Genomic DNA, 16,343 nt, shown 5'->3' with positions numbered 1-16,343 from the left:
ACGTGCGCTGCCGGAAATCGCCGTCTTGAGAAGGATTTTTGTGCTGTGACGTCAGACGGTCCGAGACCGCCGCCGCGCCGTCGCTTCTTCGGCGCCTTCGGGCAGCGCGAGCTGAAAGGCCTGTTCTGGCAGGTTCTGGTGGTGGGGATCGTAGTCGCGGTCATCGTGTTCCTCTGGTCCAACACGGTCACCAATCTCTCCGTGCGCCGCATCACGACCGGTTTTGCCTTCCTCGGCCGTGAGGCCGGGATGCCCATCGCCGACAGCCTGCTCGCCTACAATCCGAGGGACTCATATCTCTGGGCCTTTGTCGTCAGCATCGCCAATACCCTGCGCGTCGCCGTGATCGGAATCGTGCTTGCAACGATCCTGGGCACGGTGATCGGCATCTCGCGGCTGTCGGCCAATTGGCTGCTGTCGCGGCTCGCCGCGGTGTATGTCGAGACGCTCCGCGACATCCCGCTGCTGCTCCAGCTCCTGTTCTGGTACGTGCTGATGCAGGCGCTCCCGGCCGCGCGCGCGGCATGGCGGCCGATTGAGGGCGTGTTCCTGTCCAATCGCGGGTTGATCCTGCCGGCGATTCCCATCGGGACGCCGCAGCTTTGGGTGCTCGGCACGGCAGTGCTCGGACTTGTCGTGTTCTATGAGATCCGGCGGCGGCTCATCGCGCAGCAAATGCGCGACGGCAAGCCGCGGCCGGCCTGGCCTTTTGCACTCGGCTTGCTCGTTGTGCTGCCTGCGGCGGTGTCCGTGCTGCTGGGCGTGGCCTGGACGATCGAATGGCCTGAGTTGCGCGGCTTCAACTTCGTCGGCGGACTGACGCTTGCGCCGGAATATTTCGCGCTGCTGATCGCGCTCGTCACCTACACCTCGGCCTTCATCGCCGAGATTGTGCGCAGCGGCATCCAGTCGGTGCCGCGCGGCCAGTGGGATGCCGCCAACGCGCTGGGACTGCGCCGCAGCTTCATGCTGCGGCAGATCATCCTGCCACAGGCGCTACGCGTCATCGTGCCGCCAATGACGAGCCAGTACCTCAACCTGACCAAGAACTCTTCGCTCGCGGTGGCGATCGGCTATCAGGACGTGGTCTCGATCGCCAACACGACATTGAACCAGACCGGGCAGGCGATCGAGGCCATTGCCTTGATCATGGCGGTGTTTCTCACCATCAGCCTCGGCATCAGCTTTTTCATGAACTGGTACAATTCGCGCATCGCGCTGGTGGAGCGCTGACCATGACGGCGATCGCCGACATTCCGGAAGCATCGCGCGCCGCCCGCCGCCCGCAGATTGGTAACCCGGTGCTGCGCTGGCTGCGCACCAATCTGTTCTCGTCGATCCCGAACGGCATCCTCTCGGTCGTGTTGCTGGCGGTGCTTGCAAAGGGCCTCTTCAGCTTCGTGCAATGGGGTATCGCCAATGCGGTCTGGGTCACCCCGGCGAACGATTCCAGCGCCTGCCGCGCGGTACGCGGCCTCGGTGCATGCTGGGCAATCATCCCCGAAAAATACCGCTTCATCCTGTTTGGCACCTATCCGTTCGACGAGCAGTGGCGGCCGGCACTGGCGGTGCTGCTGTTCATCGCCCTGTTCTATCTCTCCAGCCGCCGCGCCTTATGGCGGCGCGAACTGGCCTATCTCTGGATCGGAGCGCTCGCGCTGATCAGTATGCTGATGTGGGGTGGCATACTCGGTCTGTCGTTCGTCTCGCAGGACCGTTGGGGTGGTTTGCCGGTGACGCTGATCCTGGCGACCTTTGGTCTGGCCTTCGGCTTCCCGCTCGGCATCCTCGTCGCACTAGGCCGGCGCTCAAAACTGCCGGCGATCCGCTCGCTCAGCGTGCTCTATGTCGAGCTGATCCGCGGCGTGCCGCTGGTCAGTCTGCTGTTCATGGCGAGCGTGATGTTTCCGCTGTTCATGCCGAACGGATTCAACATCGACAAGCTCTTGCGCGCGCAGGTCGCGATCATCCTGTTCGCGGGTGCCTATCTTGCCGAAGTCATCCGCGGCGGCCTCCAGGCCGTGCCCCGCGGGCAATACGAGGCCGCCGAGGCGCTCGGCCTGTCCTACTGGCGCAAGAACCGGCTGATCGTCCTGCCGCAGGCGATCCGTCACGTCATCCCGCCGCTGGTCAACACCTTCATCGCCTTCTTCAAGGACACCAGCCTCGTTCTGATCATCGGTATCTTCGACCTGCTCACCACGGCCAAGACCGCGATCATCGATCCGGCGTGGCAGCAATTCTCCGTCGAAGTCTACATCTTCGTCGCCGTGATCTATTTTGTCTTCTGCTTCGCGATGTCGCGGTATAGCCGGAGCCTGGAGGCGACGAGCGGAAGGTGAAGGCCGCGCGTGTTCCGGACAAGGTGCGGCGCAAAGCGCTGCACCGCAGAGCCGGGACCCAGGGATACACGGGAAGTCCTGGAGACTTGGGCCCCGGCTCTGCAGCGCACCGCCGAAGAGGCGCTGCGCCGCGTGCGGGGCACGAGAGCGGGAACCTAGTTCTTCACCCGCGGATCAATCGGCGTCGTGCCACGCACGCCCAAAATATCCTCCAGCGTCTTCGCGCCGGCGATCACCTGCGCATCCGCGCGCGGAGCCCCGACGACCTGCAGGCCGACCGGAAGTCCCGATGCGGTGAAGCCGCACGGCAACGACAGCGCGGGACAGCAGGCGAGCGTGATGGCATAGACGATGCCGAGCCACTCGACGTAATTGTCGAACTTCTTGCCGGCGCATTCGGCGACATAACGGTGCTCGATCGGGAAGGGCGGCACGATCGTGGTCGGTACCAGCAGCAGATCGTAGCTCTTGAAGAACTCGATCGCACGCGCGGTCATGCCGACGCGCTGCGCCTCGGCGCGTTCGAGCTGCTCGATCGTGAGCTTGAGGCCTTCCTCGATGTTCCAGATCACCTCGGGCTTGAGCAGGTCGCGCTTGGTGCGCAGCAGCTGCGCCTTGCTGATCGCGAAGTCGAACGCGCGCAGCACGTGGAAGCACTCATGCGCATCGCGCCAATCCGGATGCGCCTCCTCGACGATGGCGCCGGCTTCGGCAAAGCGTTCCGCCGCTTTCCGCGTGAGCGCTTTGACTTCGGGATCGACCGGTGTGATGCCGAGATCCGCCGAATAGGCGATGCGCTTCGGTTTGCTGCCTGACTGCGCCGCCGAGAGAAACGACGTCAAGGGCGTCGGCAGCGACAGCGGGTCGGCGGCATAGTCGCCGCTCATGGCGTCGAGCAGCAGCGCGAGATCCTCGACGTTGCGTGCCATCGGACCGACGACGCCGAGGTTGCGATCGATGGCCGCTTTCGGCGTGTGCGCGACGCGGCCGATGCTCGGCCGCATGCCCACGACGCCGCAGAAAGCTGCCGGACTGCGCAGACTGCCGCCCATGTCGGAGCCTTGCGCGAGCCAGGCCATGCCGGTCGCGAGCGCCACCGCCGCTCCGCCTGACGAGCCGGCTGCCGATTTGGATGTATCCCAGGGATTGAGGGTTGCGCCGAAGACCTCGTTGAAGGTGTTGGCGCCCGCACCGAATTCCGGCGTGTTCGACTTGGCATAGACGACCGCGCCGTTGGCCTCGAGATTTTCGACCAGGATGTCGGACGTCGCAGGGATGTTGTCCTTGAAGATCGGCGAGCCCTGAGTGTTCAGCACACCTGCAACATCGGTCAGATCCTTGATCGGCACCGGCAGGCCTGCGAGCAATCCGCGCGCACCGGCCGGCTTCCGCATCAGCGCCTTTGCGCTATCCCGCGCGCGATCGAAGCACAGCGTCGGCAGCGCGTTGACCTTGCCATCGACTTCGGTGATGCGCTTCTGCAGCACATCCAAGAGCTCCAGCGGCGAGACGTCGCCGGAGCGCAGCTTGTCGACGACGGCGCAAGCGGATTCGCGGATCAGGTCCTGAGACAACTATTCTACTCCTGTGCTTGTTTTAGGCTCCGTCATTGCCGAGGAGCGAAGCGACGAAACAATCCAGACTTTTGCCGCAGATACATTCCTGGATCGCTTCCGCCTTCGCTAAAGCTTCGGCGGACAAGTCGCTGCGCTCGCAATGACGAGGATAAAGTTAACCCCATCCTGCGCTGATTCCGCCATCCACCGTATAGATGACCCCCGACGTATAGCCCGCGCGATCCGACGCCAGGAACGCCATGAGATCGCCGATCTCGCGCGCATGCGCAGGCCTGCCGAGCGGCAGGCTCTTCTGGAATTCCTTGTAGCGGCTCTCGTCGCCGAACTGGTGGTTTGCCCGCATCTTCAGCAGGGTGACGTGACGGTCAGTGCCAACCGGGCCGGGATTGATGCCGACCACACGGATGTTGTCGGCGAGGCTCTTGCCCCCGAGCGCGCGGGTGAAGGCCATCAGCGCGGCATTGCCGGCGCTGCCGCAGATGTAGTTGGCGTCGAATTTCTCGCCGGCGGCGCCGATGTCGTTGACGATCACGCCGCCGCCCTTCGCCTTCATCTGCGCATAGATCATACGCGTGAGGTTGATGTAGCCGAACACTTTCAATTCCCAGGCGTGCCGCCAGGTGGCCTCGTCGATCTTGTCAATGGAGCCGGCGGGAATGTCGCCGGCATTGTTGACGAGCACGTCGATGTCGGCGGCTTCCTTGGCGAGCCGCGTCAAATCCTCGCTCCTGCGCAAATCCACAATGCTCGTGGCGGCATCGATCTGGTGCGCCGAGCGCAAGCGCTCGGCCAAAGCCTTGAGCTGATCGCCATTGCGGGCGGCGAGGAGGAGATGACAGCCTTCCTCGGCAAAGGCCTCGGCGGCGGCTGCGCCGATACCCTTGGACGCGCCCGTGATCAGGACGCGCTTGCCACGCAGGTGCAGATCCATGGGAGTTACTCGCAGGAGAGGAACGGGAATACAATCAGTAGGCGGTCGGCCGCGCCATGGTCAACATTGCAGTGCAGCGTTGCACTGCCGTCGCGTTTGGTCCATTGCAGTGCGGTCAAAAAGACGGCGGCTGCCGGACCAATCAAGGACGTTCTCGATGAGCAAGAAACAATACCGGATCGCGGTCATTCCCGGCGACGGCATCGGCAAGGAAGTGATGCCCGAGGGCCTGCGCGTTCTGGAGACCGCGGCGAAGAAGCACGGCGTGTCCCTTCATTTCGATCATTTCGACTTCTCGTCGTGGGACTATTACGAGAAGCACGGCCAGATGATGCCGGACGATTGGAAGGATCAGATCGGCAAGCACGATGCGATCTATTTCGGCGCGGTCGGCTGGCCGGCCAAGATTCCGGATCACGTCTCGCTCTGGGGTTCACTGATCAAATTCCGCCGCGAGTTCGACCAATATGTGAATTTGCGCCCGGTGCGGCTGATGCCGGGCGTGCCGTCGCCGCTGGCCAACCGCAAGCCCGGCGACATTGATTTCTGGGTCGTGCGCGAGAACACCGAAGGCGAATATTCCTCCGTCGGCGGCCGCATGTTCCCGGACACCGACCGTGAATTCGTGACGCAGCAGACGGTGATGACCCGCATCGGCGTCGATCGCATCCTGAAGTTCGCATTCGAGCTCGCGCAGTCGCGGCCGAAGAAGCACCTGACCTCGGCGACCAAGTCGAACGGCATCTCCATCACCATGCCCTATTGGGACGAGCGCGTGGAGGCGATGGCGAAGAAGTATCCAAGCGTGAAGTGGGACAAGTATCACATCGACATCCTGACCGCGAACTTCGTGCTGCATCCGGATTGGTTCGACGTCGTGGTCGGCTCCAATTTGTTCGGTGACATCCTGTCGGATCTCGGCCCGGCCTGCACCGGCACCATCGGCATCGCGCCGTCCGGCAACATCAACCCCGACGGCAATTTCCCGTCGGTGTTCGAGCCGGTGCACGGCTCGGCGCCCGACATCGCGGGGCAGGGCATCGCCAATCCGATCGGCGCAATCTGGTCCGGCGCGATGATGCTCGAGCATCTCGGCGAGAAGAAAGCCGGCAAGTCGATCGTCGATGCGATCGAGCGCACGCTGGCAGAGCGCACGCTCCGCACCAAGGATCTCGGCGGCAATGCCGACACTACGGCTTGCGGCAAGGCGGTCGCGGATATGGTGGATTAGAGCGCTGCTTTCCCTCCCCCCTTGTGGGGGAGGGTGGCTTCGATGCGAAGCATCGAAGACGGGTGAGGGGTTGTCTCCGCGGAGACAGACCTCTCAATTGTGCATTTCCCTTCGCGGACAGAACCCCTCATCCGGCGCTTCGCGCCACCTTCTCCCACAAGGGGAGAAGGGAAGAGCACCGTGCTCCGCCTCACTACCCCGCGATCTTCTCGATCGCCGCCTGATCCAGCCCGAACTTCTTTCCGGCCTCCAGAATCTCCTGCCAGGTGGTCGGATCGACAGGGATGCCTTCCGCGAGCCGCTTCTTCTTCGTCGCGCGCTCGGGCTCACCCGCGATCTTCACCTTGTCGACGCCTGGGGCCGGAGGTGAGCCGGTGTGCCAGGCGACGAAGCTCTCGACTTCGCGCGCGAGATTCTCCGCGGTGCCGAGCTTGCCGGGGTCGATGATGATCGAGAGCATGCCGTTGAGGACGTTGTGCTTGCCATCGGACGGACCCTTGACCACCTGCCCGCCGGAGAGCGCGCCGCCGAGGATTTCGCAAACCAGCGCGAGCCCTGAACCCTTGTGCTCGCCGAACGGCAGGATGGCGCCGTATGGCGGGATCACGGTGTAGCGCGGGTTGGTGGTCGGCTTGCCCTCATTGTCGATGATCGTGCCGGGCTCCAGCTCGACGCCCTTGTTGTGGGCGACGCGGGTCTTGCCCTGCGCGATCCTGCTGGTGGCGAAGTCGAGCACGATGGGGTCCTTGCCCGCGCGCGGGATGCCGACGCAGAACGGGTTGGTGCCGTGGCGCGCATCGCTGCCGCCCCAGGGCGCCACGATGGGACGCGAGATCACGTTGACGAAGTGGATCGAGACCAGCCCATGGTCGATGCACTGCTCGGCCCAGTGGCCGATGCGGCCGATATGGTGCGAGTTTGAGAGGCCGACGAGACACACGCCGTTGCGCTTGGCGCGCTCGGCTGCCAGCTCCATCGCTTCATGGCCGATCACTTGGCCGTAGCCGGTGAGCCCGTCGAGGGTGAGAAGCGGACCGGTGTCGAGCACGACCTTGACGTGCTGGTTCACGGCGAGGCCGCCCGTGGTGACGCTCTGGACATAGCGCGGGATCATGCCGACGCCGTGCGAATCGTGTCCCTTGAGGTTGGCCTCGACCAGATTGGTGGACACGAGCTCGGCCTCGCGGTCCGTAGACCCGCCGGCCTTGACGATGGCGCTGATAGCTTCGATGAGCGGCTGTGCCTTGATGGTGCGGTAATCGGCCATTGTTGTTGCTCTTATTCCTTCACGATCCGGCGGCAGTGCTCCCATGCCGCGCCAATCAGGTTCTCGCTCGCCTCCGGGGTCCGGAACGCCGAATGCGCCGACAACGTCACGTTCGGCAGTTTTGTCAGCGGATGATCGCCGGGCAATGGCTCGATATTGAACACGTCGAGGCCGGCATGGCGGATGTGGCCCGACTTCAGGGCATCGATCATGGCGGCCTCGTCGACGACGGCGGCGCGGGCGGTGTTGATGAGGATGACGCCCGGCTTCATCTTCGCGATCATCTCGCGGGTGATCATGCCGCGCGTCTCGTCGTTGAGCAGCAGATGCAGCGATACGACGTCTGCTCTCGCCAACACCGTGTCGAGATCGGCGAATTCCACGCCCGGATAGCTCTTCGGCGAGCGGTTCCAGGCGATCACCTTCATGCCGCTGCCCAAGGCAATGCGCGCGACCTCCGCGGCAATACCGCCGAAGCCGATCAGGCCGAGCGTCTTGCCAGTGAGTTGCATGCCGTCTTCGCGGAGCCAGTTTCCGCCGCGCATCTCGCGGTCCATCATCGCGATGACGCGGGCCGAAGCCCACATCAGCGTGATCGCGCATTCCGCGACCGCCGTGTCGCCATAGCCCTTGATCAGGTGCACGGAGATGCCGAGCTCAGCGAGCTCCTCCGGGTTCATGTAGCTGCGCGCGCCGGTGCCGAGGAACACGACATGCTTCAACCCTGTGCACTTCTTTGCGACGTCGGTAGGCAGCGCGGTGTGGTCGACGATCGCGATCTCGGCGCCGTCGAGGATTTCAGGATATTGTTCGGGTTTGATGTCGGGATCCCTGTGGATCCGCACCTTGGGATCGCCGGGCTGCTCCAGCCGCTCCATGATCACGGCGAGAGTTTCATTGGCGTCGACGAAAACTCCGCGCATGGTTCTCTCCGGTCAGGATGCGACGCCGGCGATCGCCAGCACCGTGTGCATGAGGACGTTGGTGCCCGCGGCGCAATCGGGCTGCGTGGCGTCTTCCAGCTCGTTGTGGCTGATGCCGTCCTTGCAGGGCACGAACACCATTGCGGCCGGCATGATTGTGTTGAGATTGCAGGCGTCGTGGCCGGCGCCGGAGGTGATGCGGCGAGAGGAGTAGCCGAGCGTCTTCGCCGCGTTCTCGACTGCGGCAATCAATTTGGGATCGAAATGCGTCGGCGGCTTGCGCCAGACCAGGTCGATCTTCACCTCGACCTTGCGGCGTGCGGCGATCTCGGCAATCGCGCTGCGCAGATCGCGATCGAGCGCATCCATGATCGCGCCATCCGCACTGCGGCAATCCATCGTGAAGGCGATCTCGCCGGGAATGACGTTGCGCGAGGGGTTTGCGATCACGGCCTCGCCGATGGTACCGACGGCCTTCGGCCCGTACTTCCTCGCAATGGCCTCCATCGCCAGCACGATCTCGGACAGCGTCGCCAACGCGTCGCGCCGCAGCGGCATCGGCGTCGATCCGGCATGGCTCTCGAAGCCGGAAATCTTGCCGTCGTACCAAAGCACGCCCTGGCCGGAATCGACCACGCCGATGGTCTTGCCTTCGGCCTCCAGGATCGGGCCCTGCTCGATGTGCAATTCGACGAAGGAACCGAGCTTCTGGAACCCGACCGGCTTGTCGCCGCGATAACCGATGCCATCGAGCGCCTGGCCGACGGTGGTGCCATCAGCGTCCTTGCGCGACAAGATGTCATCGGTGGTGAAGTCGCCGACATAGGCAGCGGAGGCCATCATCGCGGGAGCGAAGCGCGAACCCTCTTCGTTGGTCCAGTTGACGACGCAGATCGGCGCCTCGGTTTCGATCCCGGCGTCGTTCAGCGTGCGGATCACTTCGAGCGCACCGAGCGTTCCCAGAATGCCGTCATACTTGCCGCCGGTCGGTTGCGTGTCGAGATGCGAGCCGATGCCGACGGGCGGCTTCGACATGTCGCGTCCCTTGCGCAGCCCGAACTGCGAGCCGAGCGCATCGGTGTGCACCTCCAAGCCGGCGTCCTCGCAGGCCTTGCGGAACCAGTCGCGTACCAGCTTGTCCTCCGCGCTCAGCGTCAGCCGCCGCACGCCGCCCTTGGCCGTCGCGCCGAACTGCGCGGTCTCGTGGATGGAGCCCCAGAGGCGGGCGGAATCGATTTGCAAATTGGTGGCGGCTCGGCTCATGCGGTCAGTCTCTCAATTGTCCGGCGCCTGTTTCAATGACGCGCCGGCGCGGGCGCGTCAACTGCGAGGCTGCTCTGCGCAATCTGACATGCAAGCTCTGCGACCCGCTCCACCGCCACGACATCGGGCGAGGCGAGCCAGCTCGCGGTGAATGTCAGCGGCGCGATTTTGAGATCGGTGTCGAGCAGTTGCAACCGCCCGTCTGCGAGCTCGTTCTCGACGATGGCGTCGGGGATCACGGCGATGCCGAGGCCCTCGACCGCCATGTGGATGACGGTCGCAAGCGAGGCGGAGGCGTGCAGCCGGATCGGAGGCAGCTCCGGCCGGTCGAACACTTCGCGCACGACCTCGTAGGGACGCGTCTTCCGCGGGAAGGTAATGATCGGAAACCGCGCGAGCTCAGCCCGCGTCACCGGTCCATCGCCGAGGCCGAGCGAGGGGCTGGCGAGAAAACCGATCGGATAGTCGGCGAGGACGCGATTGTGCACCCCGGAGGCCGAGAGCGGACCGACGACGAAGGCAAGCTCGATCTCCTGCGCAAGCAGGCGCGCGGTCAGGTTCGGCGTGATGTCGACCTCGATCTCCAGCGACAGGTTTGGGTAGACCTCGTTCATGCTCTTCACCAGCCGCGGCAGCCAAGTGTGCACGATGGTTTCGGCGACGCCGAGTCGCATCACGCCGCGCATCGCCGAGCGGTCGCCGATCTCGGCGATCATCGCGGCGCGCAGGCCGATCAGCTTCTCCGCATAGACCATCATCTGTCGGCCGCTCGGTGTCGGCGAGGCCACGCGGTGGTCGCGATTTAGGAGCTTCACCCCCATCTCGCGCTCGAGCTGGGCGATGCGCTGGGAGATCGCCGGCTGAGTCGTGTTGAGGCGTGCTGCGGCGCCGCGAAAGCTGCCGAGCTTCACAACCCAAAGGAACGTCTCGATCGATCTGAAGTCCAGCATTGGAAGGATTTTCCCGTCCGATAAATGAAATTTATCGATATTGATTAGAAAGGAAGATTAGACTTTATAGCACGCGTGGTGTTGGCTTGTCTTTGTCGAGTTTATAGGCAGGTCGATCCCATGACTGTTTTGGTGGCAGTGCAGCAAACTGAAACGCCCGACACGCTCCCGAGCCGCAAGGCGCGGCTTGCCTACCGCGAGGGGCTGGTCGCCTCCACCGCCGGCGTTGCCCCCGGCTTCGTCCAGGGCAATCTGGCAATCTTGCCGGCGGAATATGCCGGGGCGTTCCATCGCTTCTGCCAGCTCAATCCCAAGCCGTGCCCGATCATCGGCATGTCCGATGTGGGCAGTCCGCACATCCCGGCGCTGGGCGCCGATCTCGACATTCGCACCGACGTGCCGCGCTATCGCGTCTGGCGCGACGGCGAAGTCGTGGACGAGCCGACCGATGTCACCAAATACTGGCCCGACGATCTCGTGACCTTCGTGCTCGGCTGCTCGTTCTCGTTCGAAGAGGCGCTGCTCGACGAGGGCATGCCGATCCGCCACATCGAGCACAATGTGCGCGTGCCGATGTATCGCACCAACATCGCTTGCGGCGAGTCCGGTCCCTTTGCCGGTCCCATGGTGGTGTCGATGCGTCCGTTCAAGCCGGCGGATGCGATCCGTGCGGTGCAGATCACCTCGCGCTATCCGGCCGTGCACGGCGCGCCCGTGCATCTCGGCCATCCGCACCTGATCGGCATCAAGGACATCGCCAAGCCCGATTACGGCGATCCGGTGCCGGTCGCCGACGACGAGATCCCGGTGTTCTGGGCCTGCGGCGTGACACCGCAATCGGTCATCAACGCTGCCAAGCTGCCGTTTGCGATCACGCATTCGCCCGGCCTGATGCTGGTGACGGATCTCAAGAACAGGACCATGGCCGTGATTTAGTGGGCAGCGTTTGCTGCTTCTTCGAGCTTTACCGCATCCATCAATCGCTTCATTCGATCGGCTGAAATTCAGTAACAGGGGACTTTGCCATGACGATCACTCGCCGCGACGTATTGTTGGGAGCCACCGCTACGGCCGCGCTAGTGCCGCTGGCAGCGCGCGCACAGACTTCGGAAGTCGTGATCGGCGTGATCTATCCGTTCTCCGGCGGCAGCGCACAGCAGGGCGTCGACGCGCAGAAGGCCTATGAAACCGCGCTCGAGGTCATCAACAAGGACACCGATTTCGACCTGCCACTGGCGAAGGGCGAGGGCCTGCCGGGTCTCGGCGGCGCAAAGGTCCGCCTCGTTTTCGCCGACCACCAGGCCGATCCGCAGAAGGGCCGCGCCGAGGCCGAGCGCCTGATCACGCAGGAGAAGGTCTCCGCCATCATCGGCACCTATCAGAGCGCGGTCGCCGTCACCGTCAGCCAGATCTGCGAGCGCTACCAGATCCCGTTCGTCTCGGCCGACAACTCCTCGCCCAGCCTGCATCGCCGTGGCCTGAAATATTACTTCCGCGCCGCGCCGCATGACGAGATGTACTCGGCCGCCATGTTCGACTTCTTCGATGCCTTGAAGAAGAAGGGCACCAAGATCGAGACGCTATCGCTGTTCCACGAGGACACCATCTTCGGCACCGATTCCGGCAACGCCCAGGCCAAGATCGCCGGCGAGCGCGGCTACAAGATCGTCTCCGACATCAAGTATCGCGCCAACTCGCCCTCGCTCTCGGCCGAGGTGCAGCAGCTCAAGAGCGCCAACGCCGACGTGCTGATGCCCTCGAGCTACACCACTGATGGCATCTTGCTGGTGAAGACCATGGGCGAGCTTGGTTACAAGCCGAACGCGATCGTGGCGCAGGACGCCGGTTTCTCCGAGAAGGCGCTCTACGACGCTGTCGGCGACAAGCTGGAAGGCGTGATCTCGCGCGGCACCTTCTCGCTCGACCTCGCGCAGAAGCGTCCGATGGTTGGCAAGATCAACGAGATGTTCAAGACGCGGTCGGGCAAGGATTTCAACGACCTCACCTCGCGTCAGTTCATGGGCCTGATCATCCTCGCCGACGCCATCAGCCGCGCCAAGTCGACTGACGGCGAGAAGATCCGCGACGCGCTGGCCGCCACCGACATCCCGGGCGAGCAGACCATCATGCCCTGGAAGCGTGTCAAGTTCGACGAGATGGGCCAGAACAACGACGCCGACCCGGTGCTGCTGCAATATGTCGGCGGCAAGTTCGTCACCATCTTCCCGCCGCAGGCCGCGATCGCCGAGGCGATCTGGCCGATGAAGTAAGACACGGCGAGCGGGAGCACAGATCGTAGCTCCCGCCCTCATCCTGAGGAGCGGGCGCAGCCCGCGTCTCGAAGGACGAGGGCTGGGCCATCCTTCGAGACGCGCGGTGCGCGCTCCTCAGGATGAGGACGTAGTTCGGGGGACAGACTTTTGACAGCCCAAACCATTATCCAAAGTCTCGCGAGCGGCCTCCTCATGGGCCTGCTCTACGGACTGATCGCCGTCGGCCTCGCGCTGATCTTCGGCCTGATGGACGTCGTGAACTTCGCTCACGGGGAGTTCCTGATGATCGCGATGTATGTGAGCTTCTTCCTGTTCACGTTCTTCGCCATCGACCCCTTGCTGTCGGCGCCGCTCGTGGCCGCCGCGCTGTTCGTATTCGGAGCGGTCGTCTATCTGTTGATCGTGCGCTTCGCCATGCGGGCCAAGGCCAACGCGGGCATGGTGCAGATCTTCTCCACCTTTGGCCTCGCCATCGTGATGCGCGGCCTCGCGCAGTTCTTCTTCACGCCTGACTATCGCAGCGTTCCGCAGTCCTGGCTCGGCGGCAAGACGATCTCGATCGCCGGCGTCTTCCTGCCGGAGCCGCAGCTCATGGGTGCGCTGGTTTCGATCCTGGCCTTTGCTGGCCTCTACTTCTTCATCCATCGCACCGATTTCGGTCGCGCGCTGGAGGCCACCCGTGAAGATCCCGGCGCGGTGGCCCTCGTCGGCATCGACAAGAACCGCGTGTTCGCGCTCGGCTGGGGGCTTGGTGCCGCGCTGGTCGGCCTCGCCGGAGCGATCATGGCAAGCTTCTTCTATATCTATCCCGACGTCGGCGCGTCCTTTGCGCTGATCGCCTACGTCACGGTCGCGCTCGGCGGCTTCGGCAGCGTGTTCGGCGCGTTCGCCGGCGGGATCATCGTGGGCCTCGTCGAGGCCACCACCGCGCTGGTGCTGCCGCCGTCGCTGAAATCGGTCGGCATCTACGCCGTCTACCTGCTGGTCGTCTTCATCCGGCCGCGTGGCCTGTTCGGATCGATGTGATGGACAAGGATTTTGCCGCGCGGCGCCGCCGCGACCTCATCATCGCCGCGGTGCTGACCGCCCTGGCGGCGCTCGCTCCGCTGTTCATCAAGGACGTCTACGTCCAGAACATCCTGATCCTGACCTTGATGTATGCGGCGCTGTCGCAGAGCTGGAACATTCTCTCTGGCTATTGCGGGCAGATCTCGCTGGGACATGCGCTCTATTTCGGCATCGGCGCCTACACCACCGAACTCCTGTTCACCAAGTTCGGCGTGCTGCCATGGTTCGGCATGCTCGCCGGCGGCGCGGTCGCGGCCGCGATTGCGATGGGGCTCGGCTATCCCTTCTTTCGGTTGCGCGGCCATTACTTCGTGATCGCGACCATCGTTATCGCCGAGATCGGGCTGCTGTTGTTCCAGAATTGGGAATGGGCGGGGGCTGCGATGGGAATCACCATTCCGGTGCGCGGCGACAGCTGGCTGAAGTTCCAGTTCATGCGCAGCAAGCTGCCTTACTTTTATTTCGCGCTGGTGCTGTGCAGCCTCGCCTGGTTCGTCACCTGGTGGCTGGAGGACTCCAAATGGGGCTTCTGGTGGCGCGCGGTAAAGGACAATGCGGAAGCGGCCGAGAGCCTCGGTGTCGTCGTGTTCAACTCCAAAATGGGCGCGGCCGCCGTCTCCGCTTTCCTCGTCGCCATCGGCGGCGCCTTCTATGCCCAGTTTCTCGCCTATATCGATCCTGAAAGCGTGATGGGCTTCCAGTTCTCGCTGCTGATGGCGTTGCCCGCCGTGCTTGGCGGCATCGGCACCCTCTGGGGACCCGTGTTAGGGGCGGCCATCCTGATCCCGATGACGGAGCTGACGCGCTCCTATATCGGCGGCTCCGGCCGCGGCGTCGACCTCATTGTCTACGGCACGCTGATCGTGCTGATTTCGCTCGCCCTGCCGCAGGGTCTGGTGAGCCTGTTCTCTCGTGCGAAGCGGAAGGGAGCCACGCGATGACCCCGCTGCTTGAAACCCGCGGCGTCTGGCAGCGTTTCGGCGGCCTCGTCGCCAACAGCGACGTCTCGATCTCTGTGGGTCGCGGCGAGATCGTCGGCCTGATCGGCCCGAATGGTGCCGGCAAGTCGACGCTGTTCAATCTCATCGCCGGCGTGCTGCCGCCGACGCAAGGCTCGATCTGGTTCGACGGCGAGGATGTCACCAGCATGCCGGCCGCCGAGCGCTGCCAGCGCGGCATCGGGCGCACCTTCCAGGTCGTCAAGAGCTTCGAGACCATGACGGTGATCGACAACGTCATCGTCGGTGCGCTGGTGCGCAACACCGTGATGCGCGAGGCACGCCGCAAGGCGCATGAGGTGCTCGAATTCACCGGCCTTGCTGCGCGCGCCAACGTGCTCGCGAGCGACCTCGTGCCGGCCGAAAAGCGCCGCCTCGAAGTCGCGCGCGCGCTTGCGACTGAACCAAAGCTGCTGCTGCTCGACGAAGTCCTCACTGGTCTTACGCCGACCGAGGCGCAGACCGGTGTCGCGCTGGTGCGCAAGGTGCGTGACGCCGGCATCACCGTGCTGATGGTCGAGCACGTCATGGAGATCGTGATGCCGCTGGTCGATCGTGCCATCGTGCTCGACCTCGGCAAGGTGCTGGTCGAGGGCAAGCCCACTGAAATCGTCCGCGATCCCAAGGTGATCAGCGCATATCTGGGAGATCGTCATGCTGTCGGTGCGTGAAGTCACGACCGCCTATCAGGGCCTGGTCGCGATCTTCGCGGTCAGCATCGAAGTCGCCAAGGGCGAGATCGTCTGCGTCGCCGGCGCCAACGGCGCGGGCAAGTCGACGCTGCTGAAATCCATCGCCGGCGCCGAGCGCCCGCGCTCGGGCACGGTGACGTTCGACGGCAAGCGCCTCGACGGCATGGCGCAGCACCACATCACGGCGACCGGCATCGCCTATGTGCCGGAGAACCGCCGCTTGTTTCCGCGCCTCTCCGTGCGCGACAATCTGCGCCTCGGCAGCTATCTCTACCGCGGCGAGGCCGACCGCGAGAGCCCGCTCGATCTCGTGTTCCAGCTATTTCCGCGCCTCTCCGAACGCCTCGAGCAGCGCGCCGAGACGCTAAGCGGCGGCGAGCAGCAGATGCTCGCGATCGGCCGTGCGCTGATGACGCGCCCGCGGCTGTTGATGCTGGACGAGCCCTCGCAGGGCATCATGCCGAAGCTGGTCGACGAGATCTTCCAGGCCGTCAAGCGCATCCGCGACGCCGGCATGACCGTGCTGATCGTGGAGCAACGCATGGCGGAGTGCCTGGAGATCGCCGACCGCGCCTACATCCTGCAAACCGGCCGCGTGCTGATGCAGGGCGCCGCAAGCGAGATCAAGGGCAATCCGGACGTGCGCAAGGCGTATTTGGGGCTGTAGTTGCGAAGCGTTGGGCACGACTCGCGCAACACACTCGGCGTCATCGCCCGCAAAGGCGGGCGATCCAGTATTCCAGAGGCCGTTGTGATTGAGCCGAGAAGCCGCGGCGTACTGGATTCCCCGCCTTCGCGGGGAATGACAGCGGAGTAGGGGGGGTTAGT

At 64.1% G+C, this 16,343-nt stretch carries 15 protein-coding genes; 9 read left to right on the top strand and 6 right to left on the bottom strand.

Annotated elements, in window-relative coordinates; translation table 11 throughout:
- The first annotated feature begins 45 nt into the window (after positions 1-45).
- Both IVB54_RS27135 and IVB54_RS27130 read left to right on the top strand, forming a co-directional pair.
- Positions 46-1,233: an ABC transporter permease subunit gene (locus tag IVB54_RS27135; RefSeq protein ID WP_247776526.1), complete on the top strand. Its 1,188-nt coding sequence runs from the start codon at positions 46-48 to the stop codon at positions 1,231-1,233.
- Positions 1,234-1,235: 2 nt separating this feature from the next.
- Entirely contained in the window at positions 1,236-2,342 is a 1,107-nt protein-coding gene (locus IVB54_RS27130; protein WP_247363470.1) for an amino acid ABC transporter permease, read from the top strand.
- 155 nt (positions 2,343-2,497) lie between these two features.
- Here the strand turns inward: IVB54_RS27130 and IVB54_RS27125 are convergent, their stop codons facing one another.
- Both IVB54_RS27125 and IVB54_RS27120 read right to left on the bottom strand, forming a co-directional pair.
- Positions 2,498-3,916, bottom strand: coding sequence for an amidase family protein (locus IVB54_RS27125; protein ID WP_085385873.1), 1,419 nt, complete (start codon positions 3,914-3,916; stop codon positions 2,498-2,500).
- Positions 3,917-4,073: 157 nt separating this feature from the next.
- Positions 4,074-4,850 (bottom strand): SDR family oxidoreductase, encoded by a 777-nt coding sequence (locus tag IVB54_RS27120; RefSeq protein WP_018456998.1) that lies wholly within the window; start codon positions 4,848-4,850, stop codon positions 4,074-4,076.
- Positions 4,851-5,007: 157 nt separating this feature from the next.
- Here IVB54_RS27120 and IVB54_RS27115 point away from each other — a divergent pair, with 157 nt between their 5' ends.
- Positions 5,008-6,081, top strand: a complete 1,074-nt coding sequence (locus IVB54_RS27115; protein ID WP_085362309.1) for a tartrate dehydrogenase — start codon at positions 5,008-5,010, stop codon at positions 6,079-6,081.
- 193 nt (positions 6,082-6,274) lie between these two features.
- On the opposite strand, the gene IVB54_RS27110 is transcribed toward IVB54_RS27115, so the two are convergent.
- Genes IVB54_RS27110 through IVB54_RS27095 form a run of 4 tightly spaced genes read right to left on the bottom strand, consistent with a single transcriptional unit; the run spans position 6,275 to position 10,484 of the window.
- Complete coding sequence (locus IVB54_RS27110; RefSeq protein ID WP_018456996.1) at positions 6,275-7,348, bottom strand: malate/lactate/ureidoglycolate dehydrogenase; 1,074 nt, start codon at positions 7,346-7,348, stop codon at positions 6,275-6,277.
- A gap of 11 nt (positions 7,349-7,359) precedes the next feature.
- A complete protein-coding gene (locus IVB54_RS27105) occupies positions 7,360-8,271 on the bottom strand; it encodes an NAD(P)-dependent oxidoreductase (RefSeq protein ID WP_018456995.1) in 912 nt (303 codons plus the stop codon).
- A 12-nt stretch (positions 8,272-8,283) separates the two neighbouring features.
- Positions 8,284-9,534: a Zn-dependent hydrolase gene (locus IVB54_RS27100; RefSeq protein WP_018456994.1), complete on the bottom strand. Its 1,251-nt coding sequence runs from the start codon at positions 9,532-9,534 to the stop codon at positions 8,284-8,286.
- A 32-nt stretch (positions 9,535-9,566) separates the two neighbouring features.
- Complete coding sequence (locus IVB54_RS27095) at positions 9,567-10,484, bottom strand: LysR family transcriptional regulator (protein ID WP_018456993.1); 918 nt, start codon at positions 10,482-10,484, stop codon at positions 9,567-9,569.
- A 120-nt stretch (positions 10,485-10,604) separates the two neighbouring features.
- On the opposite strand from IVB54_RS27095, the gene IVB54_RS27090 reads away from it, so the two are divergent.
- From IVB54_RS27090 to IVB54_RS27065, 6 genes are all read left to right on the top strand, one after another.
- Entirely contained in the window at positions 10,605-11,420 is an 816-nt protein-coding gene (locus IVB54_RS27090; RefSeq protein ID WP_247363469.1) for a putative hydro-lyase, read from the top strand.
- Positions 11,421-11,509: 89 nt separating this feature from the next.
- Complete coding sequence (locus IVB54_RS27085; protein WP_018456991.1) at positions 11,510-12,754, top strand: ABC transporter substrate-binding protein; 1,245 nt, start codon at positions 11,510-11,512, stop codon at positions 12,752-12,754.
- A 150-nt stretch (positions 12,755-12,904) separates the two neighbouring features.
- A complete protein-coding gene (locus IVB54_RS27080; protein WP_026233279.1) occupies positions 12,905-13,783 on the top strand; it encodes a branched-chain amino acid ABC transporter permease in 879 nt (292 codons plus the stop codon).
- Positions 13,783-14,766: a branched-chain amino acid ABC transporter permease gene (locus IVB54_RS27075; RefSeq protein ID WP_018456989.1), complete on the top strand. Its 984-nt coding sequence runs from the start codon at positions 13,783-13,785 to the stop codon at positions 14,764-14,766. The genes IVB54_RS27080 and IVB54_RS27075 overlap by 1 nt, the downstream gene beginning before the upstream one ends.
- On the top strand, positions 14,763-15,494 hold the full coding sequence (locus tag IVB54_RS27070; RefSeq protein WP_018456988.1) for an ABC transporter ATP-binding protein: 732 nt from the start codon (positions 14,763-14,765) through the stop codon (positions 15,492-15,494). The genes IVB54_RS27075 and IVB54_RS27070 overlap by 4 nt, the downstream gene beginning before the upstream one ends.
- Positions 15,478-16,182 carry an ABC transporter ATP-binding protein gene (locus IVB54_RS27065; RefSeq protein ID WP_018456987.1) on the top strand — a complete coding sequence of 235 codons (705 nt, stop codon included), beginning with the start codon at positions 15,478-15,480 and terminating at the stop codon, positions 16,180-16,182. The genes IVB54_RS27070 and IVB54_RS27065 overlap by 17 nt, the downstream gene beginning before the upstream one ends.
- Positions 16,183-16,343 lie beyond the last annotated feature (161 nt).

Source organism: Bradyrhizobium sp. CW1, assembly GCF_023100665.1.
In the GTDB taxonomy this organism is placed as follows: domain Bacteria; phylum Pseudomonadota; class Alphaproteobacteria; order Rhizobiales; family Xanthobacteraceae; genus Bradyrhizobium; species Bradyrhizobium canariense_D.
This window is presented reverse-complemented; position numbering and strand designations above follow the sequence as displayed.

Coding starts and splice junctions, on each gene's coding strand:
- IVB54_RS27130 (WP_247363470.1), top strand. CDS start 1,236: ATGACGGCGATCGCCGACATTCCGGAAGCATCGCGCGCCGCCCGCCGC.
- IVB54_RS27120 (WP_018456998.1), bottom strand. CDS start 4,850: ATGGATCTGCACCTGCGTGGCAAGCGCGTCCTGATCACGGGCGCGTCC.
- IVB54_RS27115 (WP_085362309.1), top strand. CDS start 5,008: ATGAGCAAGAAACAATACCGGATCGCGGTCATTCCCGGCGACGGCATC.
- IVB54_RS27110 (WP_018456996.1), bottom strand. CDS start 7,348: ATGGCCGATTACCGCACCATCAAGGCACAGCCGCTCATCGAAGCTATC.
- IVB54_RS27105 (WP_018456995.1), bottom strand. CDS start 8,271: ATGCGCGGAGTTTTCGTCGACGCCAATGAAACTCTCGCCGTGATCATG.
- IVB54_RS27100 (WP_018456994.1), bottom strand. CDS start 9,534: ATGAGCCGAGCCGCCACCAATTTGCAAATCGATTCCGCCCGCCTCTGG.
- IVB54_RS27095 (WP_018456993.1), bottom strand. CDS start 10,484: ATGCTGGACTTCAGATCGATCGAGACGTTCCTTTGGGTTGTGAAGCTC.
- IVB54_RS27090 (WP_247363469.1), top strand. CDS start 10,605: ATGACTGTTTTGGTGGCAGTGCAGCAAACTGAAACGCCCGACACGCTC.
- IVB54_RS27085 (WP_018456991.1), top strand. CDS start 11,510: ATGACGATCACTCGCCGCGACGTATTGTTGGGAGCCACCGCTACGGCC.
- IVB54_RS27075 (WP_018456989.1), top strand. CDS start 13,783: ATGGACAAGGATTTTGCCGCGCGGCGCCGCCGCGACCTCATCATCGCC.
- IVB54_RS27070 (WP_018456988.1), top strand. CDS start 14,763: ATGACCCCGCTGCTTGAAACCCGCGGCGTCTGGCAGCGTTTCGGCGGC.
- IVB54_RS27065 (WP_018456987.1), top strand. CDS start 15,478: ATGCTGTCGGTGCGTGAAGTCACGACCGCCTATCAGGGCCTGGTCGCG.